Source organism: Nostoc sp. (assembly GCF_036917975.1).
Lineage (GTDB): Bacteria > Cyanobacteriota > Cyanobacteriia > Cyanobacteriales > Nostocaceae > Nostoc.
Genome location: NZ_JBALEJ010000089.1, coordinates 1 through 20,350, shown reverse-complemented (window position 1 = coordinate 20,350; position 20,350 = coordinate 1). Strand labels below are relative to the sequence as shown.

The 20,350-nt window shown below is 42.5% G+C and carries 27 protein-coding genes; 20 read left to right on the top strand and 7 right to left on the bottom strand.

The window, feature by feature from the left end:
* Window positions 1-12: 12 nt before the first annotated feature.
* The 4 genes from V7K76_RS28980 to V7K76_RS28965 all read right to left on the bottom strand — a co-directional run bounded on the left by V7K76_RS28980 (window position 13) and on the right by V7K76_RS28965 (window position 3,965).
* Window positions 13-1,242: a hypothetical protein gene (locus V7K76_RS28980; protein WP_335030320.1), complete on the bottom strand. Its 1,230-nt coding sequence runs from the start codon at window positions 1,240-1,242 to the stop codon at window positions 13-15.
* Window positions 1,243-1,345: 103 nt separating this feature from the next.
* Window positions 1,346-2,944 carry a hypothetical protein gene (locus V7K76_RS28975; protein WP_335030319.1) on the bottom strand — a complete coding sequence of 533 codons (1,599 nt, stop codon included), beginning with the start codon at window positions 2,942-2,944 and terminating at the stop codon, window positions 1,346-1,348.
* 315 nt (window positions 2,945-3,259) lie between these two features.
* Entirely contained in the window at window positions 3,260-3,514 is a 255-nt protein-coding gene (locus V7K76_RS28970) for a helix-turn-helix domain-containing protein (RefSeq protein ID WP_104902052.1), read from the bottom strand.
* A 109-nt stretch (window positions 3,515-3,623) separates the two neighbouring features.
* Window positions 3,624-3,965: a hypothetical protein gene (locus V7K76_RS28965; protein WP_335030318.1), complete on the bottom strand. Its 342-nt coding sequence runs from the start codon at window positions 3,963-3,965 to the stop codon at window positions 3,624-3,626.
* On the opposite strand from V7K76_RS28965, the gene V7K76_RS28960 reads away from it, so the two are divergent.
* From V7K76_RS28960 to V7K76_RS28920, 9 genes are all read left to right on the top strand, one after another.
* The gene (locus V7K76_RS28960) at window positions 3,954-4,619 is read left to right on the top strand and encodes a hypothetical protein (protein ID WP_335030317.1); all 666 of its coding nucleotides are present in this window, start codon (window positions 3,954-3,956) and stop codon (window positions 4,617-4,619) included. The two genes, V7K76_RS28965 and V7K76_RS28960, sit on opposite strands and share 12 nt — an antisense overlap.
* A gap of 284 nt (window positions 4,620-4,903) precedes the next feature.
* Window positions 4,904-5,323, top strand: a complete 420-nt coding sequence (locus tag V7K76_RS28955) for a hypothetical protein (RefSeq protein ID WP_335030316.1) — start codon at window positions 4,904-4,906, stop codon at window positions 5,321-5,323.
* Between the two features lie 68 nt (window positions 5,324-5,391).
* A complete protein-coding gene (locus V7K76_RS28950) occupies window positions 5,392-5,634 on the top strand; it encodes a hypothetical protein (RefSeq protein ID WP_335030315.1) in 243 nt (80 codons plus the stop codon).
* Window positions 5,634-5,861 (top strand): hypothetical protein, encoded by a 228-nt coding sequence (locus V7K76_RS28945; RefSeq protein ID WP_335030314.1) that lies wholly within the window; start codon window positions 5,634-5,636, stop codon window positions 5,859-5,861. Before V7K76_RS28950 ends, V7K76_RS28945 begins: the two co-directional genes overlap by 1 nt.
* A 28-nt stretch (window positions 5,862-5,889) precedes the next feature.
* Entirely contained in the window at window positions 5,890-6,150 is a 261-nt protein-coding gene (locus V7K76_RS28940; protein ID WP_335030312.1) for a hypothetical protein, read from the top strand.
* A 15-nt stretch (window positions 6,151-6,165) separates the two neighbouring features.
* Window positions 6,166-6,939 (top strand): ERF family protein, encoded by a 774-nt coding sequence (locus V7K76_RS28935; RefSeq protein WP_335030311.1) that lies wholly within the window; start codon window positions 6,166-6,168, stop codon window positions 6,937-6,939.
* Window positions 6,940-7,179: 240 nt separating this feature from the next.
* Complete coding sequence (locus tag V7K76_RS28930; protein WP_335030309.1) at window positions 7,180-7,503, top strand: hypothetical protein; 324 nt, start codon at window positions 7,180-7,182, stop codon at window positions 7,501-7,503.
* A gap of 11 nt (window positions 7,504-7,514) precedes the next feature.
* Entirely contained in the window at window positions 7,515-7,727 is a 213-nt protein-coding gene (locus V7K76_RS28925) for a hypothetical protein (RefSeq protein ID WP_335030308.1), read from the top strand.
* A 33-nt stretch (window positions 7,728-7,760) separates the two neighbouring features.
* The gene (locus V7K76_RS28920; RefSeq protein ID WP_335030307.1) at window positions 7,761-8,036 is read left to right on the top strand and encodes a hypothetical protein; all 276 of its coding nucleotides are present in this window, start codon (window positions 7,761-7,763) and stop codon (window positions 8,034-8,036) included.
* A gap of 79 nt (window positions 8,037-8,115) precedes the next feature.
* On the opposite strand, the gene V7K76_RS28915 is transcribed toward V7K76_RS28920, so the two are convergent.
* A complete protein-coding gene (locus V7K76_RS28915) occupies window positions 8,116-8,331 on the bottom strand; it encodes a hypothetical protein (RefSeq protein WP_335030305.1) in 216 nt (71 codons plus the stop codon).
* A 334-nt stretch (window positions 8,332-8,665) separates the two neighbouring features.
* On the opposite strand from V7K76_RS28915, the gene V7K76_RS28910 reads away from it, so the two are divergent.
* The 11 genes from V7K76_RS28910 (at window position 8,666) to V7K76_RS28860 (ending at window position 17,451) form a co-directional block, all read left to right on the top strand.
* The gene (locus V7K76_RS28910) at window positions 8,666-8,908 is read left to right on the top strand and encodes a hypothetical protein (RefSeq protein WP_069071863.1); all 243 of its coding nucleotides are present in this window, start codon (window positions 8,666-8,668) and stop codon (window positions 8,906-8,908) included.
* A gap of 165 nt (window positions 8,909-9,073) precedes the next feature.
* Window positions 9,074-9,553, top strand: coding sequence for a hypothetical protein (locus V7K76_RS28905; protein ID WP_335030304.1), 480 nt, complete (start codon window positions 9,074-9,076; stop codon window positions 9,551-9,553).
* Between the two features lie 111 nt (window positions 9,554-9,664).
* A complete protein-coding gene (locus V7K76_RS28900; protein WP_335030303.1) occupies window positions 9,665-10,039 on the top strand; it encodes a hypothetical protein in 375 nt (124 codons plus the stop codon).
* Window positions 10,039-10,680, top strand: coding sequence for a hypothetical protein (locus V7K76_RS28895; RefSeq protein WP_335030302.1), 642 nt, complete (start codon window positions 10,039-10,041; stop codon window positions 10,678-10,680). The genes V7K76_RS28900 and V7K76_RS28895 overlap by 1 nt, the downstream gene beginning before the upstream one ends.
* Complete coding sequence (locus V7K76_RS28890) at window positions 10,677-11,165, top strand: hypothetical protein (protein ID WP_335030301.1); 489 nt, start codon at window positions 10,677-10,679, stop codon at window positions 11,163-11,165. The genes V7K76_RS28895 and V7K76_RS28890 overlap by 4 nt, the downstream gene beginning before the upstream one ends.
* Complete coding sequence (locus V7K76_RS28885; RefSeq protein ID WP_335030300.1) at window positions 11,165-11,836, top strand: hypothetical protein; 672 nt, start codon at window positions 11,165-11,167, stop codon at window positions 11,834-11,836. Before V7K76_RS28890 ends, V7K76_RS28885 begins: the two co-directional genes overlap by 1 nt.
* Window positions 11,837-11,947: 111 nt before the next feature.
* On the top strand, window positions 11,948-13,414 hold the full coding sequence (locus V7K76_RS28880) for a hypothetical protein (RefSeq protein WP_335030299.1): 1,467 nt from the start codon (window positions 11,948-11,950) through the stop codon (window positions 13,412-13,414).
* Window positions 13,415-13,667: 253 nt separating this feature from the next.
* Window positions 13,668-14,069, top strand: a complete 402-nt coding sequence (locus tag V7K76_RS28875; RefSeq protein ID WP_334733114.1) for a hypothetical protein — start codon at window positions 13,668-13,670, stop codon at window positions 14,067-14,069.
* Between the two features lie 23 nt (window positions 14,070-14,092).
* Complete coding sequence (locus V7K76_RS28870) at window positions 14,093-14,725, top strand: BRO-N domain-containing protein (protein ID WP_334775317.1); 633 nt, start codon at window positions 14,093-14,095, stop codon at window positions 14,723-14,725.
* A 164-nt stretch (window positions 14,726-14,889) separates the two neighbouring features.
* Complete coding sequence (locus V7K76_RS28865) at window positions 14,890-15,144, top strand: hypothetical protein (RefSeq protein WP_334775316.1); 255 nt, start codon at window positions 14,890-14,892, stop codon at window positions 15,142-15,144.
* Between the two features lie 300 nt (window positions 15,145-15,444).
* Entirely contained in the window at window positions 15,445-17,451 is a 2,007-nt protein-coding gene (locus tag V7K76_RS28860; protein WP_335030296.1) for a DEAD/DEAH box helicase, read from the top strand.
* Between the two features lie 57 nt (window positions 17,452-17,508).
* Here the strand turns inward: V7K76_RS28860 and V7K76_RS28855 are convergent, their stop codons facing one another.
* Both V7K76_RS28855 and V7K76_RS28850 read right to left on the bottom strand, forming a co-directional pair.
* Window positions 17,509-18,720, bottom strand: coding sequence for an aminotransferase class I/II-fold pyridoxal phosphate-dependent enzyme (locus V7K76_RS28855; protein WP_335030295.1), 1,212 nt, complete (start codon window positions 18,718-18,720; stop codon window positions 17,509-17,511).
* Window positions 18,721-19,012: 292 nt separating this feature from the next.
* Window positions 19,013-20,275, bottom strand: a complete 1,263-nt coding sequence (locus tag V7K76_RS28850; protein ID WP_335030294.1) for an AIPR family protein — start codon at window positions 20,273-20,275, stop codon at window positions 19,013-19,015.
* Window positions 20,276-20,350: the final 75 nt, after the last annotated feature.

The window sequence follows — 20,350 nt, the reverse complement described above, 5'->3', positions numbered from 1 at the left end:
TGTACAGACTCGCTACTCATTCCACTTCACCAACACCCCATCAACAATCGCAATCCCCCACTGTGGAAACTTCACCAGCAACTTCTTGATCACAATCTGCAAAGCTGGATCATCCCAACACTCCTGCAAAAAGTCAAAGCCCGGATTTTCCCCTGAATTCGCCGCTCGATTCAGTTTTTCCCTTCTTACAGGTCGCAGATTTGACCTCGCAACAATCGCCTCATGCGACCATTTTTCAGTGACAGGTGCGGCGGAAGTTTCTCTACGAGACGCTGCGCGAACACCCTCATCAACGGCTTTGGCTTCTACACGCGAAACTGAAGTTTCAACCAACAACGTAGCAGAAGAACCCTGTTCTACCTGTCCCTGAGTTTGATTAGCGATGGCTACGCCCGCCGCAGGCATCGCAGAATTTAGAGATTTTTCATTTACGGCAACGGGCACGGCGGAACAAGTACCCTCATGACAGTCTTTCGGCTCAACACCACAGTCCTGGTTTTCAGCCAACAATGAAGCAGATTGACTTGGTGCAGCATCCACAAGCGTTAGCGTCGTACAGTCCATTGCCACAGGCAAGTCTTTCTCCAACTCTTCCACGCTTTCAACAGTCTGAGGCGAAGCGCCCCCCAAGGGCGCATGAGCCGTCTCCTCACAGTCCAAAATCTCATTTAGCGTGTCAGAGACACACCTCACAATCTCTTTTGAAGAGATTGTGAGGTGTTCCTGAACAGTTCGTGAGGGTTTTTGAAACCCTTGCTCTGACTGACTTTCACTGAAAATAGATGCTTGATTTAAAGCACCCATTTCTTCAGAGCCAGCATCTTTCTCTGAAATCTCAGCATTTAGTTCTTGTTTTTCAGCAGAGGGTTCTTGTTTTTCAGCATTGGCTTTCTCCCAAAACTCCTTCATCCGACTGCCATGCAAATTTTTCACCATCCAGCTAGCCGTTTCCCGTCCATCTTCTATGGACTTGTCCGGCTTAAAAAGAAACAACCCGCTTTCGGAAAGAACTTTCTTCGCAGAGATAAAAGTACTGTACCCCAAAGCTGAGGTCAAAGGCATCCACCGAGAACCATAAGGGTCAGCCGTCCAGCATTCCTGCCACAGATGTGTAACTGAAGGCTTTTGTTGCGAAGCCCATAACATATCTTCTATGGGAATAATCACATGAAGCCGCTTATACGGTGATTGTGCTTTAGCAGCAGCCTTTTTGAGCTTGGGTCTTGTAATAGTTGCGGTCATTTTACAATCTCCTGTTTATGTTGACGCACAGAATTTTCCCTACAGTGATCGCAGGGTTTAGTTCGATATTGTTTGTCTAAAAAGTTACCGATACACTGAAAACCTATTGAGGTTGCCAGAATCGCAACTCGTCTCGTGAATACCTGTCAGTCTTTTTCGATTGCTCCTTCCAGTGATCCCATGCAACGATTACCTCATCTCCTAAATCCTCTACAACTTCTCCCCTCTCCACATACAAAGTGCGATATGGGTCAGCGTGGGCAACAATAGAACCAACGCCAATAGTGCGCGGTTGAAGGGATGCGTTCTGGAGTGCGGTAATTAATTTTGTTTCCTGGGTAGTCAATTCCGCCCAGTAGTCCTGTTTAATCACCTCATATTCTTGCGCCACTGCCCAATAGTCCTGCCAAGTACATCCAGGTTTAGCTAGCACTGCCCTAATGTCATTAACCGCTTGGGGCAACATTTCCAGTTGCTCGGCTCGATATGCGATCGCAATTGGTGTTGGCTCACTCCCCAGAATTATTGCAGCAGCTTCAAGCGCCTGGGTATTGTTCATAGCGCTGGCGAGATTCTTCAACGCCATACCCATCAACCGGAGACATTCTTGAGCATTCTCTTTTGGGGGTTCAACAGCTAGCGATCGCAGATCAATAGTTTTCTCCAAGGCAAGCTTGACTTGCTTGTTCAAAACTTTGGTCGCTTGCTGGGTCATGGTATTCCCCCATTGTTGGGAAGGGCGCTGTTCAACAGCGTGTTCCAATTCCTGAATGCGCTGCTGGAGTTGTTGATTTTCAATTTCCAGTTTCCGTAACCCCTCCATCTCCGAGAGCCGTTGCTGCAACTGGATATTTTCTTCTTTCTGTTGCTTAAAGAGTTTTTGTAAGGATTCTACCTGCTCTTTAGTTTGTTCTTCGGCTCTGGCCGATACTTCTGCTTGTAGTCCAATCCTCAATTCCTGGGAAAGTTGCTCTAACGCCTGTTTATGACGTTCTTCAATAGCAGCGATCGCTTCGGTATATTCTGGTGAATATTTACGCTCTCTGGTAAAGGGAACGCTGGGGGCATCTAAATCAGCATTGTTGATCAACAATCTCTCGCCATCAGCAAAGGTGACAATCTGCTGCCAGCGATTTGGTGGGTCTGCCTCAATGGTTCCCTCTTCTCCATATCTTGGATGGGACTGTTGTGAAACTGTGACAATGGCTTTTTGAGGAACCACTGGTTCCTGAATTTTGGGAACCATTGGTTCCTGAATAGATTGTTTTTTGCGTGGAAGTTGAGGAACCACTTTTTGGGCGGCAGCAGCAAAATCTGATTCACCAGGGGAGGCGTTATCTTTCAGAGCGATCGCTACAGCTTGTTTTAGTTTCTCTGGTTCCTTGACTAGCCGCAGCAGTGGACGGGCTTGACGCTCGTTTTTGATGTGTCCCCCCAACTCGCCAACTGCGTCTATGACCTTTTTAGCTCCTAGCAGTTGGTTGATTCGTCGGTATCCACCCCAGGCGTATAATTCACGCTGGCAGTATTCTTCAAAGCTTTTATATCCAGCTTGCAGGTAAAGCTGCTGTTCCCGCATCTGAAGGATTTCATCTACCGCTTGCCATTCAAATCGGTCGATGGCGGTGAAGGTTTCCTGGATGCTGGTGTTGAGGTTGCTGTAATCGAGTGCTGAGGTTTTTTCTTTTTCTAGTGTCAGCATATCTCTTGCCCACTATGGTAAATGCTTGAAAATTGGGGTGTTGCAGTTTAACCAAAGTGAACAAGAGCAGCTGATTTGGAGGGTTTTTCCAAAAATGTGTCAGCATTATAGTTAGCTCACTTTGTCGTTAACGGATTGAGCAGGCGATCGCTAACTTTGGACGGTGGGCGATCGCTTCTAGTTGTTGTGCTATTTATCTAAAGATAATTTCAGTAGTTACTCCGTTTATTAGTTGCAGAAAATACAATTACTACATTTGTATACTAATGAGGCAATAACGTTTGCTTTATGCTAACCGCATCATTAGTAGAAAAATTATTCTATCTCTTGCACTAAAGCAGCTTTAACCTCGGCATCAAAATTTACCCCAAGGGCATCAGAAAGCTTACGCAAAGTTTCACGCGGTAAAGACTTTGCATCTTCTGTTTCTATACGATATAGGTTGCCAACACTCATACCAGCTTGAGCTGCTACCCAAGTTGGGGATAGTCCCTTGGACTCTCTAATCTCTCTAATCCGAGTGCCTAGACCAGGCAAATCAACCGACAAAGTAACTTGCATTAAGTTCATAACTTCACTTCTCCATTAATGTAAGCAAATCATAGCGCTTCTTTCCTCCGTTTTCAAGCTTTACTTATTCAGCTTTACTTATTCAGTGAGACTTTACAAGTGCAACTTATCAAGCTATACTATAAAATATGAGGGCAAGGGAAAGCAAACTGCCTGCACCCGGACGCAATAAAGGGTTTGCACTACAGAACTTTGACAGCACAATCCAGAGTGACGGCTTGATGAGTAGTCGAGGCACTGGCACAACCAGAGAAGGCGAGGGGTACACAGCATGGAAATGGATTTGCACTAAATAAGAAATTACCAGCAGGACGGCAGTTGAAGCTTTTGAAGCCGTACACGTCGCCTGATACGTTGTATCTCCTGTTTTGGTATTGCTCAAGTGCCACTGGCTTTGAGCCGCAAATATATGGCTACGCCAAATCTTTTTGAGAGCGTTGTGCGAAACCACAACCTTGTTTGCACACATAACAAAAGCGATCGCTCCGTCTATCAAACAAGTGCGATCGCCTTTTCCCCTATCACGGAGATTTCTATTATGAACTATGCAACATATACACAGCAAGTAATTCCTAGTTCTTCTCGTGATGAACAAGCCCTAGCCCAAGCAGAACTATACACCCACCTCGAATCCCAAGCCGAAGCTGTAGCCCCCACCCAAGACCCTCTCACCAGCAGAGATCGCCGCATCATTGGCGAGATTATTCAAGTCGAACCCGAATCAGTTCGCACCATCTGGATAGAAGGCGGAATCACAGTATGGGTGCAGTTTGTGGAAGGCGGACGGCTCCCCTTTGACCGCAACTGGTTCGCTACAAGAGTTGCAGAGGTGAAAGCGACTCTACCGGAAACACCGAGAGAACGCAACGAGCGATTAAGCGATGAACTAGAAAAAGCCTGCACTGTTTTTGGTTTGTACCACGGCGAAGTTGATTGGTTATCTTTCAGCACCAAACTCTTTCAAGACGGGCACTTTGTCGGCTTCGTCGGGTGCAATCAACAGGGCTGGTACGCTCGACCAAGACAGTACGGAGTCAATCGCGTGGCTGGCAGTGCCAAAGATGTGATTGCGTTGTTGGGAGTCCGAGCGGCAGTAGCGGCGTAAGTTGCTGAAGGTAGAAAAGGCGATTGCTTCCCAAGCAACTGCAATCGCCTCCAAAGCTCAATCGCTGCTTTAGAAATAACAATCATGACATAAAGTACAGCAAGTAACATTTCACTTCAAGTAGGTGACTGTCAAGAGAAAATTCTCCTACCTCCGACAGATGCGAATGCAGAAGTGTAAGAAATTCCTAGCACTGGAAGTGAAAAAGGCGATTGCATACCAAACAACTGCAATCGCCGTTCAAACGAAATGTAGACAATCCAAATCATCATGACACACAGAATATGATTACCACATTTTCTCTTCAACAGACGGAGTTTGAAGAATCTCTTGACAAAATACTGTTGCCTCCAACCGACCCCAATGCAGAGGTCACACAAATCACTGGATACAAGCTGGTTTACGTAGATGGAGCTTGCCCCAGAACTTATCGAGTATACAAAGCTCATTCAATGATTGGGGTAATATTTCAACACCTTACGCACTGGTCAAATGCTGTAGATAAAATTCGATACGCCGAATCGGTGGATGCAGCAGTCGGACTGGATGACTTCATGACGATGACAGGCTACTTTACAACGGCTACAGAACAACCATTCACAGAAGAAGAGTTGCTAGATAAGGAATTTGATTCGCTGACAACTGAGGAGTGGGAGCGTCTGAAAAGATACGTTCCAGAAACTAGAGATTTGGTTGCAGCGTAAGGAAACGGGTGGGTCGGGCAAACCCACCTGTATGGCGAGGAGCAAAACTAAATTATTAGCTTATCCGAATGCAACAACACAATTCATCGAATATACCAATGGAACCGATAGAAATCCTACAAGAATTTAACTCGTGCTACGCAAAGATTCAGGCGATTGCCCAAAACGAAAATTGGCTTTTGTTGATTGCAGATAAAAAGATTGACCCAGAAGCCGCAACTCACTTGGGCGATGTCCTGCACTACTTGGGTGAGGCGATGGGGTGCGTGGAAGAAATTGTTGAGGTCAAGTTTAATCAGGAGGCAGAGTAATGAAACTCTATACAACAAGTATTCCTAACACTTTGCCAGATTGGGCAACAGTTATATCGAATAATGCAGGTTTGATTGAGGTTGAAATCAATGATGAGTCCCCTGGCTTTCATTCAATTATTGAGGAATTATCTACTGAAATTCAACCAGGAATTATTGGTGTAAAAGCTAGCGATTTATGTCAAAGACTCAGCATTGAGATGATTGATACTAGCGAAGAAAATTAACAATCCATATTTCCCAAAAGATAGCCACATGAAATTCACAACTGTCTCTGTTAGCTACTCCAGAAAATTCAATCTTGGCGACTACGAATCACTGGAATTAGGCTGCTCTCTCTGGGCGCAAGTTGAGGATGGGGAAGACGCTGATGGAATAACCCAATTCCTCTATCATCAAGCCAAAGCTTCAGTCAAACTTGCGGCAATGCCTGTCTTGAAAGCTTCAGAGTTTCAGATAAATAAAGCTAAATCTAGCAAAAAAGTGTCTGGTGATATTAACGAAAATGATTGGTAAAAGAGGATCTGGACAATGCAAGAACTAATCAAAGCTTTAATCAAGGCAAAGGCAGAGTTTAATCCAATTCAAAAAGACGGGACTAATCCTCACTACAAGCGCAAATATGCAACACTAGATGCTGTCTTAGATGCTGTCACTCCTGCGCTTGGTAAACATGGATTAGTAATAATTCAAACCACCGAAATCTTTGAAGGTAAAACCGTGCTACGGACTCATATTTTTCATGAATCTGGAGAGAGTATCACCAGCACTTATCCTTTACCTGAGATTGCTGACTCTCAAAAGTTTGGTGCAGCTTTGACCTATGCACGACGGTATGCGGTTTGTGCAATTTTATCAGTCACGGCTGACGAAGATAATGATGCTGAAGGCGTTGATAATCCTAAAAAGACTGAACAAGCACACAATAATATTAGACCTCGCAAAGACAATCAACAGTATAGAGTCCAGCCAACAAAAGAAGCTATAACTCCACCATCAATCAGCCCAAAAGATTTGCGAGTAAAAGAAGTTCGCACACTTTTAAATTATCCACTCGATTTAGTCAAAGAGTGGTTACATTCTCGAAATGTTACTAGTCCGAGTGAGCTTGATTCTACCAAGATTGATGAATTAGTGAAAACTATGTGTTTGGCTTGGGCTGGTAATAAGTTTGGACATCCTGATCATGCTGTTAACTCTTATCAAAAGCACGTAGTTGACGCTGTACTACGAGGTGTTTCTGAGATGGAAGCGATTCAAGCATGGATGGAGGGAGCGCTTGCACAATTACCTGAACTGAATTGAAGCAATCATATCTTCTCATAAAACCAATAGGAAAATATCATGCCGAGAAAATCCACTTATCCCGCCCCTACTGACCAGTCCTCACTATGCCTACAGTATCTTGGTCGTTGTGGAGGTAGCGCACGATTGATTGTGCAGTATCAAGTTTAGTCTTAGCGTGATTCAAACACTGGTCAATCAAAAGTTGGTGAAGATTAATAATACTGGTGCGGGATTTTTTGTTGAATTGGAGGATGCCAAATGACTAGCCACAAACAAGTTGTTTACCAATCTCAATTAGACCACAAGAGTAAATTGCTTCTTCGCCGCCGGACTAGAAAAAGATTCAACCCCAGGATTTTCATCGACCGCACCATAGAAACAACTGCAATTATCTCTCTACTTTTTACCGGATTTGCAGGAGTAGGGGCAACAGGTTGCTCTTGTATGGAGATTGCTACAAGTTCTCAATATTGGCAGCATCAGAAAAAGACCTGCTTGGGGATGATGTTAGTTAGTTTTTCAGGCTTCTTGGGCAGTGCTTTGATTGGAGCGAGTTTCAGTATTCGTCAGGACAAGTTTTAGGAGGAATAACGATGGAAATCAGATTAACTACATCAGAGATTCGGACTATATTGCAGGGTTGTCAATATACATTGCGGCTTGTGGGGAGCAGTAAGGATTATCGCAGGCTTCAATCGTCCGAGTATTTTTCTACATCAAACAATGTAGTACTAAATGATGCGTTCAATGTTTTGGAAGAAATAGTGGAGGCGATTGATGGTGTACAGCAGGCAACTCAACAGTAAACAGAAAGAATTTAAATTTAGAAGGGTAAGAAAATGACGTTAACTCTAGATAATCGCTCTCGAAACAAAGAATCGTCCTTAACTCAAGCATTACGGCAGATACAGCAGTTAAACTCCAAGATTCAGGAATTAGAGGAGCAGCATCAAGATTACGTGCAGAAGCAACAGAATTTGATTGGTGCCATTGCTGAAATCTGTGTTTCTCCGATCCAGGAAGTAGAGGCATTGCGGATTCTCATTTATCGGGGAGAAGCAGCTTGTCGGCAGTACCTGCGATCGGTGTTGGTTAAACAGAGGAAGAATTCTTGAAGAGGCAAGGGAGAAGAAGAATTACTCAAACATAATTCTCTTTTCTCCCTTCCCTTTCCTTTCCTCCCTTGTTCCCTTATCACTCGACTAGATTCTCTTCAGAAGGAATCAAACCCAATTGATGACGGGCAAGAGTTCCCTGAACGTGAAGCGCAAATCCTTTTTCCCAAAACAGTCGATGCATTTCTGACTCATTCCATCCTTCCATTGCTTGAATCCGTTTTGCTGCTTCATACAACGGCTCTGGAATAGAAACTGCGATCTGAACCATTTTTGGTGTAGTTTTCTTAGGCATTTTCTGATCGTAAGGAGATTTCTATATAACTTTACCCCTATAGTTACATTTTTTTTACAAGAAACTTCCAAAACAAATATACTATCTAAAGGGATATAGATAGCATATTTATGCTACTCTAGAATCGCTTGACCAAAACTAAGGGTGTAGGATGCTATTGCACCTTGTATTCTAGTCTCTTTCTCTCCTGCAAGAACTGCACAAAAGCCTCTTCGTTTAGGGATTAGGACAATCTAGTTTGATTCCGAAAAGAGAAAGAAAAAACTGGAAAGTGTGATTGTACCAGTAGCTATTACCTAACCGTAGAAATAGCCTAGAGAAGGATTTTACGATTATGATTCAGCCGCCACTAACATTTGAAGAGTTAGACCCGTTAATTTTTTGTCAGGCTTGGGGGCTGACGTATGAAGAGGCTTCAAAGTATCTAAAGATTGGAGCCAGAACATTAGCAGCCTATGCTTGTCAAGGGAAAGTAACACGTCGCAACCCATCAGCCAGGGTAAGAGCTTTAGCAGCCATACAGCATAACTTGTGGATTCGAGAAGGGAAACAACCTCAAGATTCAAAAATCTTGTAAGAATCGCTTTATTAATCAACAAAGTTGTCAACTCTGTTCATTGCCTGTTACATACAGGTTTTTTAGTATGTATTTAACAGGTGCAACACTGTTGCGGTTTATCCCAAATAAAAAGCGATAAATTCACTTTTTAAAGTCAATAAATCGCTTGGAACACAAATTTATATGTCTGAGATTATGGTAGAAAGCAGCGGATTTGACGTAATTAGAGACGGATTAAGCAACGAGCGCAAGCAATGTCATCAATATGCTTATAAACAAATGTCAGATTATTTATCTGTCAGAGAAAGTCAAGTGATTCGTGGTTGGTTTGGTGGTTATAAAAAATCAGGTAAAATCAGTCTTTTCTTTCTAAAAGAGCGTATTGTTATTGCAAATTACTTAAAATATGCACTGACAACTAAACTATCTAACCAAAATACTACGAACATTGTTGACTCGAATGCTGACAATAAATCACATTGCATCTTATTGCTATGGATGCTGAGATTATGCCAGATATCAGTGCAGATTTATATTTCCATATCGAGCTTTTTTCTAATATTAATTATTTTGACACCTGCAACGTTGCAACATTGTTCATTTATGTTGCAGGTATCAAAACCCAAAAACCTTGCAACAATGTGCGGTGATCAAAAATCATGAATTGCAAAAATCATGTCTCAAACATACCAAAAACAGTAGTTTTTTTAGTTTTTTATCACAGAGTCAAATTCCTGACTAGGGATGTTGCAAAGGGCAGGTGCAACAATGTCGTTGACTGATTTGCTTGATGTTTTAGTTGACATGAAGCAAGATTTTGAAATTAGCGATGCCTTTTTAGATAATTTGCTATCAAGAACAGAATGGGCTAATTTTTTAGGATTTCATCGTTCAACTTTGTGGAGGTGGGAAGAACAAATTATTAGCAAAATCCCACCATTAAAATCTAGCTACTATGAAAACCACCGAGGAGTAAGAAGTAACTACCTAGATGGATACCAAAGATTCCTATTAGCAATTATTTATTTGCTTAAAGGTCAATCAGTAGAGAAAGGTATTAAAAACAACGCTCAAGTTGTCAAATTCCTCAAAAGGAATTTTATGCACTTACGTCGTAAAGAATTTGAAAAATGGAAGGAGAGCCAGTAATGTTTACTAAAGAGCAGTTAATTGAATACTTCAGCGATCGCTACACCGATGTGCAAGTAATAGAAGCACTCCGAATCATGCGTGACCACGGGGCAGAGGTTGACCCCGAAGGCGATGAGTTTAGTCCAGACATCACAGAAGAGTTGGAGAAAGTGTTTGAACTTGTCGGTGCAGCAATTAATAGCCAAAAACACCTGCCAGCATCAGAGCAGGAGTCCGAAGCAATTCAACAAGCAACCAACATGGCAGCTAATATTATCCCGAACGTCAATCATCAGATGATGGCAGGGATGATTCGGGTGGTGATGAGTGGTGCGGTAGCTCAAGCCAATGCAATAGCAACATTAGAAGCAAAGGTATTTCAGAGGGCGTTAGACCATAGCAGAGGTGTAGTTGCTAATTCTTTCCTTGAGCAAACACAGTACAGCACTGAATATTTGCGCGAGCTTTCGGACAATGATGGACAAATCAACAAACTGCTTGCTGGTTATGGTGTCGAGACAGTAGACGTTGATGCGTTTTTGAGTGAGGTTAAAGCTTTAACCCCTCAAGTCAAATCTGATGTACGCAATTTCAAATCGGGAGCAAGTGCTGATACCAGTTTTAGTATTGATGCTTTTTTAGAGGAGATGGGCGAGTGAACAACACCAGGATTTGGAGAAAACACAAAACATCGATTGTGTTTGGCGCGTTAATTGGGGCATCTCTGCTTTATTCCTCTGGTGATATTGCTCAGAATATGGGAGCAATATCAGACATCAAGCAATCCATTGCTGAAAACTCCAAGCAACAAACAATCCTGGAGCAACAACTTGAGTTTGAGAAGGAACAAGCGACTATTGCTGATTCCAGGTATGAATCTGGATGTTTGCCGATTGTAGCTACTGTCTACCCCCATAAATACGTGACGATTGTGCAGGGGAAAGTTATCAAAGACCGGATTACACTGAACCCTTTGCCGAAAGGAACTGTAGTTTGTGATGCCAACGGTAATACTGGTGTGATTGCCTTGAGGGGAGAAGTGGCGGCGATCGCTTTTACCGGAAACAGAGATTTAGTTGCCACTCGACTTAAACGTTTTCGTGGTGGTACATATAGCCAGCCTATCGACGAAGGAAGAAAGTAATGAACTTTACTTGGCCTAAAAAAGAGCATGGACAAAAAACTAACCCGTGGTTGCGGCTTTTGTATTGGGGACTAGTGATAGCTGGTATCTGGTTTGCCTACCTGAATATTCAACCTTATGAAAGAGCCGTGTCATTTTTGGGAGGGAAATCTACCAGTAGCGCATTTATTTCTCTTGTCGCCGCAATCCCAATCATCAATGGTATTGCAGCGATATTTTCTAAAAGTCTTTCTTGGATATTGGGAGCAATTCTTTGGGCTGTGATTCAAATTATCGAAGTTTTACCCTTGATTCTCTATAACAACGAGAAGTTTATAGAGAAAATTGTTACCGAGGCTGATGGGCGAACCCGTTATCAAGAGAAAGATAACGATGACCCGACACTCAGAATGCTCAAACGGACGTACAATCACCTGCCAATCTCTGTTGTCAGCAACTTAGAGGTGTTGAAAATCTTTACCTACACTGTTGATTTTCTGATTTGTCTTACGGTTTATTCGCCTGTCGCCACTGGGAAAATATCAGACTTAATATTTATTTTGGCGACAGGTCAGTGGGGCAAGTTGGACTACGGCAATCTCGCACTGGCGTTAGTCACCTTGTTTGCGATTGAGGTGATTGTCGCACTGATTATTTGGGTAGGTAAGCTTTCTTACGCGATTAAGTCTTAGCGGTCAATAAGAGGCAGGGGAGCAAAGGAGCAGGGGAGCAGGGGGGCGAACGAAATAAGCGCTCTCCTTTCCCCCACAAACACTTTCATTTTATTTTAAAAAAATATGGATATGACACGTTTTGATATTACTAAAAACCAGAAAACCCCCGAACAATGGAGTGCGCTAGCTTTTAAACATACCACTGAAAACAACATTCAGTGGAATATTGCTCTTGGGTTGATTGTGGCGGCAGTTGCAGCAAGTGCCACATCTCCTTTGACTGGGGCGCTCATTGCCGGATGGACATTATATAGTAGTTTTAAAAAAGCCAAAGAAATTCAACGCAATCAAGCTGCGATTAGAGAATATGGCTGTATTGCTCATATTTTGTCCGGTGATGATTTTCGAGGCTATGTTCAACAGGTTGGTCAAGATTCTGTGAACAAAGAGCTACAGTTTGCTAGTAGTCAAGAATATGAATTTTCTAATGCTGCAATTGATTATATTGAATCCACTGCACAAGTCAATGAATCCCCACAAGCACTTATTCCGAATGGCTACACACTGCCGACTCCAACCTCTTCATTGGCTGCAAACACAAATACATTATCTTCAGTTCACAATCCCACACACATTATAGATATAGTTCGAGAAATTGCTTCACCTATTCGTAACTGCATCATTTTTGGAATTGGTGGAAGCGGTAAAGGAATGCTGGTTGCTAATGCCTTACGTCGAATCAAAGCCGAAAAGCCAAACCGCAAAATCTTTTATATTGACCCCAAAAATGAACCCTCTGAATATGGTTATACAGAGGGCGTGGTTGACGTTGTTCGGCGTAAAAAATGCAAAAATGAATCCCCAGAAAACATTTGTAAATGGATGGATGAGGTACTTGATGGAACTGACGAATCAATCGGTTACATCGAATGGGCTAATAATCAAGAAGAATCGTTATTAGTTATTGACGAAGGTTCCACCCTTGGAGATGCTGCTAAAAAATGTCGAAACGAGCGCATTGGCACATTGATTTTACATATTTCTTCACTTGGTGGTTCTAGCAAGGAGAATGTTTGGCTACTTGCCCAATCTCCTTATGTTGGGCCACTAGGTCTAAATTTATCAGCTACTAGCCAAATTACAGCAGTTGCCATCATTTCAGATAAGAATACTAATGTCTTAAAACAATGGAAAAAGTCACCAATTCTCGAAATGATTGATTTAGTGCAAATAAACACTTTAATTAAAGCCTCGCCTTGTAACCGCGCTGTGTTCTTTGGTGGTAATTCCACATGGGGCGCAATGCCAGAACTACCAAATTATTCTGCCCTTGATCGGGACAACGATAAACCAACAGGAGATTCATTATCAACCGAACAACGGCAACAGTTGAGAACATTTACTGCCATACAAAGAAGTCCTTCTCAACAGATGATTGATAAATTGGAGCGTACACGACATCTAACACTTGAAGATTTTATCGTCAAAGAATTGGGACAAAATGACCGTGCCGATGAATTAAAAACAGCAATTGTTACACTTATCCGCCAAACTGACCATCAAGGATTGATTTACAAATTTAACATTGATGTTTGACTGGAGATTTTATCAGGAAAGGCAGAGGGCAGGAGGCTCAGTTGGCAGAAGGAAATTCTGACTACTCTGCCCGTGACCAAACGGGTCTTGGGTCTAAAACCCCGCCGTCTACACGGCGCTTACAATTGGGCAGGGTCTGAATCCCCGTCCAATTGTTCCTTCTGCCCTCTGCCCTCTGCCCTCAGCATAGATGCCTTCTTCAATCACTTCTGCCTCGAATATTACTCATTATTAAACCAATTCAATTTACATAATGCGTAAATCCTTAACTTCATTTGAATACGCTAGTAACTGGTCAATAACTTGCCGTCGTGTAAGAAGGCTGCAACCGCGCTGCACTAATAATCCTTGGCATGGACGCGCTACTGTTGTACATCACATCAAATATAAACGCTCGTTCTTGCGCCGGATTTTGGGAATTTTTTTACTGCATTTTCCTCGTGCAAGCGTATCTGGTTACGAAATTCCCGGCTGGGATTGTGTAGGGCTATGCTCTCATTGCCATCATAATTACTACGGTAGAAGTAGCAGCCCCACCTCAGTTCACTACCATCAAGTCTGGGTACAAAGGGGTGGATTAAATAATCATCAAACTTGGATTAAAGCCACATCTCTACGAATTAAATTTTGCTTACTTGCATTAACCCGTAGTTGATAAATATTGGAGGAATTTTAGTTATGTTGGCTATATCAGTTTTCGTGTTTGAGTCTCAACAAGTCCGATTCATCGGCACACCAGAAAAACTTGAGTGGGTAGCTGCTGATATTGTTGCTATTTTGTATCCCCAAGCAGACTCGCGTAATTACTCCAACTATCTGGGTAAAGTTCCTGCTGCATGGAAGGATCATAAACCAATTATGACCCCTGGCGGAAAGCAGAAAATGGCAACGCTTTATGAACCAGGGCTGTATTATTTGATTGGACGCTCTGACAGTCCAATTGCTGTGCCATTCCAGCAATGGTTATACGAAGATGTTCTTCCCTCTATACGTCGTACCGGGAAGTATGAAATACCACAGCCGGAGCAACAACAAAATACTAAACCCACACTCGATGAACTCGTGAACTTTGGGCAAAAGATTTTGTCTGGTACAAGGCTTAGTGCAGAACTCCAAACCATCACTATCCTTCGAGGTGTACAAGCGCTGTGTCCCGAAATAACCCCAATGGCACAGGAGTTGGTCGGAGCAATCCAGGAAATTGAAGCGACTCCCAACAGACACTTGTCTCCAACTGCAATCGGCGAATTATATGCCGAACGTCTTGGACTACCCAAGCCCATAAAACCGAATGGCACTAAGAAAAGCTGAAACCTCGACGGGGCAGGGTGTAGGGGGTAGGGGGTAGGGTGTAGTTTTTAAGACAATTAAATTTTAGTTGCGTCAAAAAGTTCAACATCTTCTTATTCCCCACACCCCACACCCTACACCCCACACCCAAAAGCCAGCTATATCATGCCTTTGCACTTAACTTAGTGCCATTCCCCATAAAACCTCAGATAGTTAACCAGGTTTTGGAATCTGCTGGCTTGCAAACTAAGGAGGTTCAAATCAAAACAGACACGAATGGTAAACAAAGCCACAAAAATATCTGGCATTTGACTGAAAAAGGTAAACTTTGGGGAACCGTGACACGGGATAAAGCCCGGACTCATGACAAGATTGTGGAACACGTTCGCTGGTTGCCAGATGTTCTTGAAGTAATTGATTTGAGCGTAGAGGAGAATTGAAAGTATTTGATGAGAACGATTGGAGATCGCCTTTATTAAGCAAAGGCGATCGCACAATTTGTATTTTGGACAGCCAGGCAAGACAAAAATACACGAGTTACCGCATTAGTTTTTATGAAAAGTTCAACTTATAGCTTCAGTTCGTTATAATTTGCTCTTGATGAAGTAAAATCGCATCAAATCAATCCAAAACATTTTTACTACTTTTAGAATTGGGATTATCGGTATCTTAACTTGAAGAGCTTGTGGCATAATGAGCAATATTACCACGAGAGAAAAATTCTTGTTGAGGTAGATTGAATGCCTGTTACCTACGAACTCAGAGATTATCAACATCAGTGGATAAAAGATATTTGGAATTCTTGGGAGAAAGGTAATAGGCGGGTGCTTGCACAACTCCCTACAGCCGCCGGGAAAACGGTATGCTTTGCACATATTTCTCATAAATTCTTTGAACAAGGAAAGCAAGTTTTAGTCATTGCCCATCGGATTGAGTTGATATCTCAAGCTGCCGAAAAGCTCTCAGAAATTATCGGTGAACCAGTTGGGATTATCAAAGCAGGTGTTCTGGCTAATCCCGAACGGAGAATCCAAGTTGCTAGCGTTCAAACGTTAAGCAGACGAGAGGTATTGGATTTGCCAATGAACATTGGACTTTTGATATTAGACGAAGCGCATCATGCAACTGCTTTATCTTATCGGCGATTAATTGAACATTATGAAAGCGCTCAAATATTAGGTGTAACTGCCACTCCCCAGAGGATTGACGGTCAAGGTTTTGTTGATTTATTTGATGATTTGGTTATTGGCATTGACACTGCTCAATTAATTCAGGCTGGGTATTTAAGTAACTTTCGATTATTTGCAACGAATCAAACTATTTCTACTCTTGGAGTTGCAAAATCTCGTGGGGATTTCAGAGCCAAAGAGCTAGCGGTTGCCGTCACTAGTCAGATTGGGGTTAGTGAAATCCTTGAGAATTACTTTAAATATGCACGAAATCTTCGTACAGTTATTTTCGCCTGTAGCTTAGAACATTCTCGTGCCCTGGCTGCGGAATTTTCTCGTAATTATATTAGTGCCGAACATTTGGATGGAAAAACTCCCCCACAAGAGAGATTAGAAATATTGCAGCGTTTTCGCAATGGCACTACCCAAGTAATTACTAATTACGAAATCTTAACCGAGGGCTTTGATTGTCCTAATATTGAGTGCGTCTACTGTGTCCGTCCGACTGAAAGCTCTACTATGTGGCTGCAAATGCTGGGGCGGGTTCTAAGAACTTACACTTTAAAACCAACTGCGGTGATCATTGACATTACCGATAATTGGAAAAAACATGGGCTTCCTGATGAAGTCCGCAAATGGAGTTTATTGCCTGAAACTATATCAGAAATACAAAACAAAGGCTTAATTCAATGTGAGCATTGCACCCATATTTTTAAACCGCTAACTGAAGAATTAGCTAAAATTGAAGCCGAAGTTGACGAGGATGGAGTGGTGATTCAACATCACCAAGCTATTTGTCCAAGTTGTGGTCAAACTATTGATTTTACAACTATTGAGAGTCCTGCAAAGCCAACTTTTAGCAGAATCAGACTTAGACAGGGTTTTAGCCTTGAGCTTACAGAAATTGACCTTTCTGTTTCTACTTACAGATTAGACTTAGTTACTGATGAGCTGAGAAGGCAAGGTTTACGGGGTGCGAGTCCCACTAAAATTTATAGCGCCATTTTCATCGCTTTTATTGAAAATATTACTAGATTTACTCTTGGAGATTGGCGCGAAATCGTTAAAATGGTTGAGCCATCCCAATCAGCAATTACCAAAAAAGCATGGGAACTGTATAAGGAAGCTTTTGAACGACATAAGAACCGCATCTTGGCTATGTCTTTTGTTGAACAGAAAAAGCTAAAACAACAAGGCAGTAGCAATGTGGCGACTAATGTAACGACAATAGAAGCTCTTGGGCAGTTGGAGAATAGTATATTCTGGGAACCAAAACCACAGGAAAAGTCATCTAAGTTCAAAAAGAATTTAGGCGATAGTTATTTTAAAATGAAGTACAAATCACAATGGTTTGAATCTTTAACTTACTGTTCAATGCTAACAGGTGATTTTTTAAACATAAATGCTGGACTATTTCATGTGGAAACTAAAGATGTATATGTAAATATCTGTATTGAGGTTAGAGAACTTCCTGGGCTGAAATCAAAATTAACAGAGATTTGTGATCCCGCAGAGATTGAATATGCCTTTACCCAGGGGTTTGGCAAGCTTGCTAAGATCATGTTCCGGTTAAGTTAATTCCCAATGTTGGGTCATGATTAACTTGATAATTTTCTAAATATTCATTTGACTGTTTTATTCAACAGCGTATTTTATCGCTGCTTGAAATTTGGGTAAGGCACGAGAAATCATTTCTTCGCTGGCAGTAAGGCAAATCCGAAAGTAACCGGGTATTTCCTGGGGTGTACCTGGTAAAACAAATACATCGTGACTTGCCAGTAGTTCCGCAAAAGCACAGTCATCTTCCCAAGGAGATCGCACCAACAAAAAGAATGTTCCATCAGGGGTATGCAGTTGATAACCCATGCCTCGCAGCGACGAATCCATCCAATCTCGCTTTTTTTGTAAATGCTCCATATTTATGTTTATTTTTTCCAAGTCGCTTAGAGCATATTGCATTAGTACGCTAGGAAAACACCAACCAAAAGCACCTGCTTGTAACATAGCGATTACTCGCCTTATTTCTTCCCGCCTGGGCATAGTGGAGGGAAGAGCGATATATCCGATACGTTGACCGGGAGCCATTAAGGTTTTACTGTAACCATATACCAAGAACGAAAATGGGTAAAACTGGGTCGGGCTGGGACAAGATTGGTGATCAAAAACAATGCGGCTGAAGGTTTCATCAGAAATCATGTAAATCACCTTGCCGTAGAGTTTAGAAGCCTCAGCTAGTATAGTTGCCAAACCCTCTAAAGTCCTAGCTGAAAAAATCTTACCTGTAGGGTTGTGAGGTGAATTAATAATTATTGCCCGAGTTCGTTCGGTAATTGCTTCAGCGATCGCCTCCAAATTTATATCGAAGGTGCTGGTATCTACAGGCACACCCACTGGAACCGCACCTGTAAAATGCACCATACGCCTATAACCTAACCACGGTGGAGTCAAAATAATTACCTCATCCCCTTCCCCAGCTACTATTTGCAGACAAATCGCCAAACCGACTAGAGTCCCATTAGTCATAAAAATATCTTCAGGCAATATAGAAAGTCCGCGTTTCTCCTGAAGAGATGCAGATACAGTAACCCGCGATTCGGGAATATTTCCCTTGTAGCCATACCAACTGGAGTTTTGTGGTACACTCCAACGTTGCAGGGCTTCTACAAACCCTGGAAGTGGCATTTCATGAGCATCACCCAAGGAAAAATCAAGGCTTTCCGGCTCAGTTCGGCGACTCATATAGGTCGCTGAAGCGTAAAATTTACTTATAGGCGTTTGGTAATCTAATTTCTTCAATAACTGTGGTGATATGAAGTGAATTTTGCCTTCATCTGTCGTATCCGGCATAACCCCAGCCTTTGATTGCTATCTGATGCAGGCAGTATAGTCGTAATTGCATACATTAACAACAAGCGATCGCATCTAGTGGTCTGCCAAGGAAACAATGCAAAAGTGGTTAGCAGAGGGACAGAGGGGAAAGAACTTGGTATAAGCCTCTCCCCTGCTCCCCTGCTCCCCTGCTCCTCTGCACAAGCGCCGACCTCCACAAGCGCAATTTTGGGGAAAGCGAACTACTAGATTATCTTCAAGTGCAATCATATTGGTGTAGAAATCATCTACCTATCCCACTAATAACCAACTATTTGGGAACAGTAGTCGCGTTGAGTTCACCCCTTTTCCCTTTTCCCCTGTTGCTGCTACTTTGTGTCACCTTCGGTTCTTCTTCCTTACTGGAATTGACCATTTTCATCAAGTGCTGATTTAGATAACTCTGCGCCGAGATATACAAACTTTCCCAAATCTCTTGATTGCGGCTGATTTTTGTTCCTACTGTATTTCCTGCTGTTTTCTCCGATACCAAGTATTTGCGGAAATAGTTATTCCACAAGTGTTGCAGGAAATCTTCAGCGAATTCGTTAAACGGCAGAATCCATTTATAGTCCTTGTCCAAAAATACCCGATAGGATGCAATTATTGGTAGTGCCAAGTCGGTTGGCGCACTAAACCCGAATGAATACTTGCTGTCAGGCAACAATGTAGTTTTACGTATATCTATTGATGCTAAATCGTTAGCACCCTTTCTTCTAGGGTTGCTGATATGGTCTTGGATTATTTCATAAAGTCTTTGCTCTATCCACAAAGCATGAGTTAGTAGAGGCAGTAAGGCGGTTAATCTTTCCCTTTCTGTGTCTGTGATTTGAGAGGGGATACTTGTACCTGTTGGGTGTTTGGTTCGTTTATTGCCGTCGGGGTTGTATCTGTTTCTATCTAGGCAGTTTATCAACTTCAGCAAATGGTTCACATTGCATTGGGCATTTCTGGGAGCGCTGCTTTGGTTTTGGTAATAGGCTATTCTAAATTTTCTCTCTTCTTTCTGTTCTAAGGAAGCTAAATACTGCTTGATGAATTTGTAATCACCTCTAGCGTTGACTTTGGAGCGAGAATCTACTGGCGTTGTGGTGTTGGAGGCCAGGGCTATATCTAGCGCTGATTCTTCAGTCAGTCCGATGTGAATCGTAACTTTTACTCTGGCTTGGGTTAGGTCATATTTGTAATTTTTCGCTTGCTCAAAAGCTAAAACTGTATGCCCACCGTTGATAATACCGTCGCTACCCCCCTCGTTTGCTTCTAAGACTTCTAGCTCCAGTTCAGTTTTGTTCTTGACAGGTTTAACTTTATTAGCTGACAGGACGATTCCACTGTGGCGGGAGAAGAATTTTCCAGGTTCGGTGGTCAGTGAGTCGAAGATTTGTCTGTAGGTCGCGCTTTTGCGGTTTGGTTCCCTGATGTTGGGTTCTAGGGGTAGGTCTGTCGGGAACGAGTCTACATGGGCTGTGGCGATGATGCAGTGGGGGTTGGCTTGAATATAGTTATCTATCTTGATGTTCCAAGTCTTGGGCATAGTTTGTTTTAGTTAAATTCCTCTTAGGCTTCTGGAGTCAGGGATGGGGAAATTGGGCGATGCTCAATTTCCTTG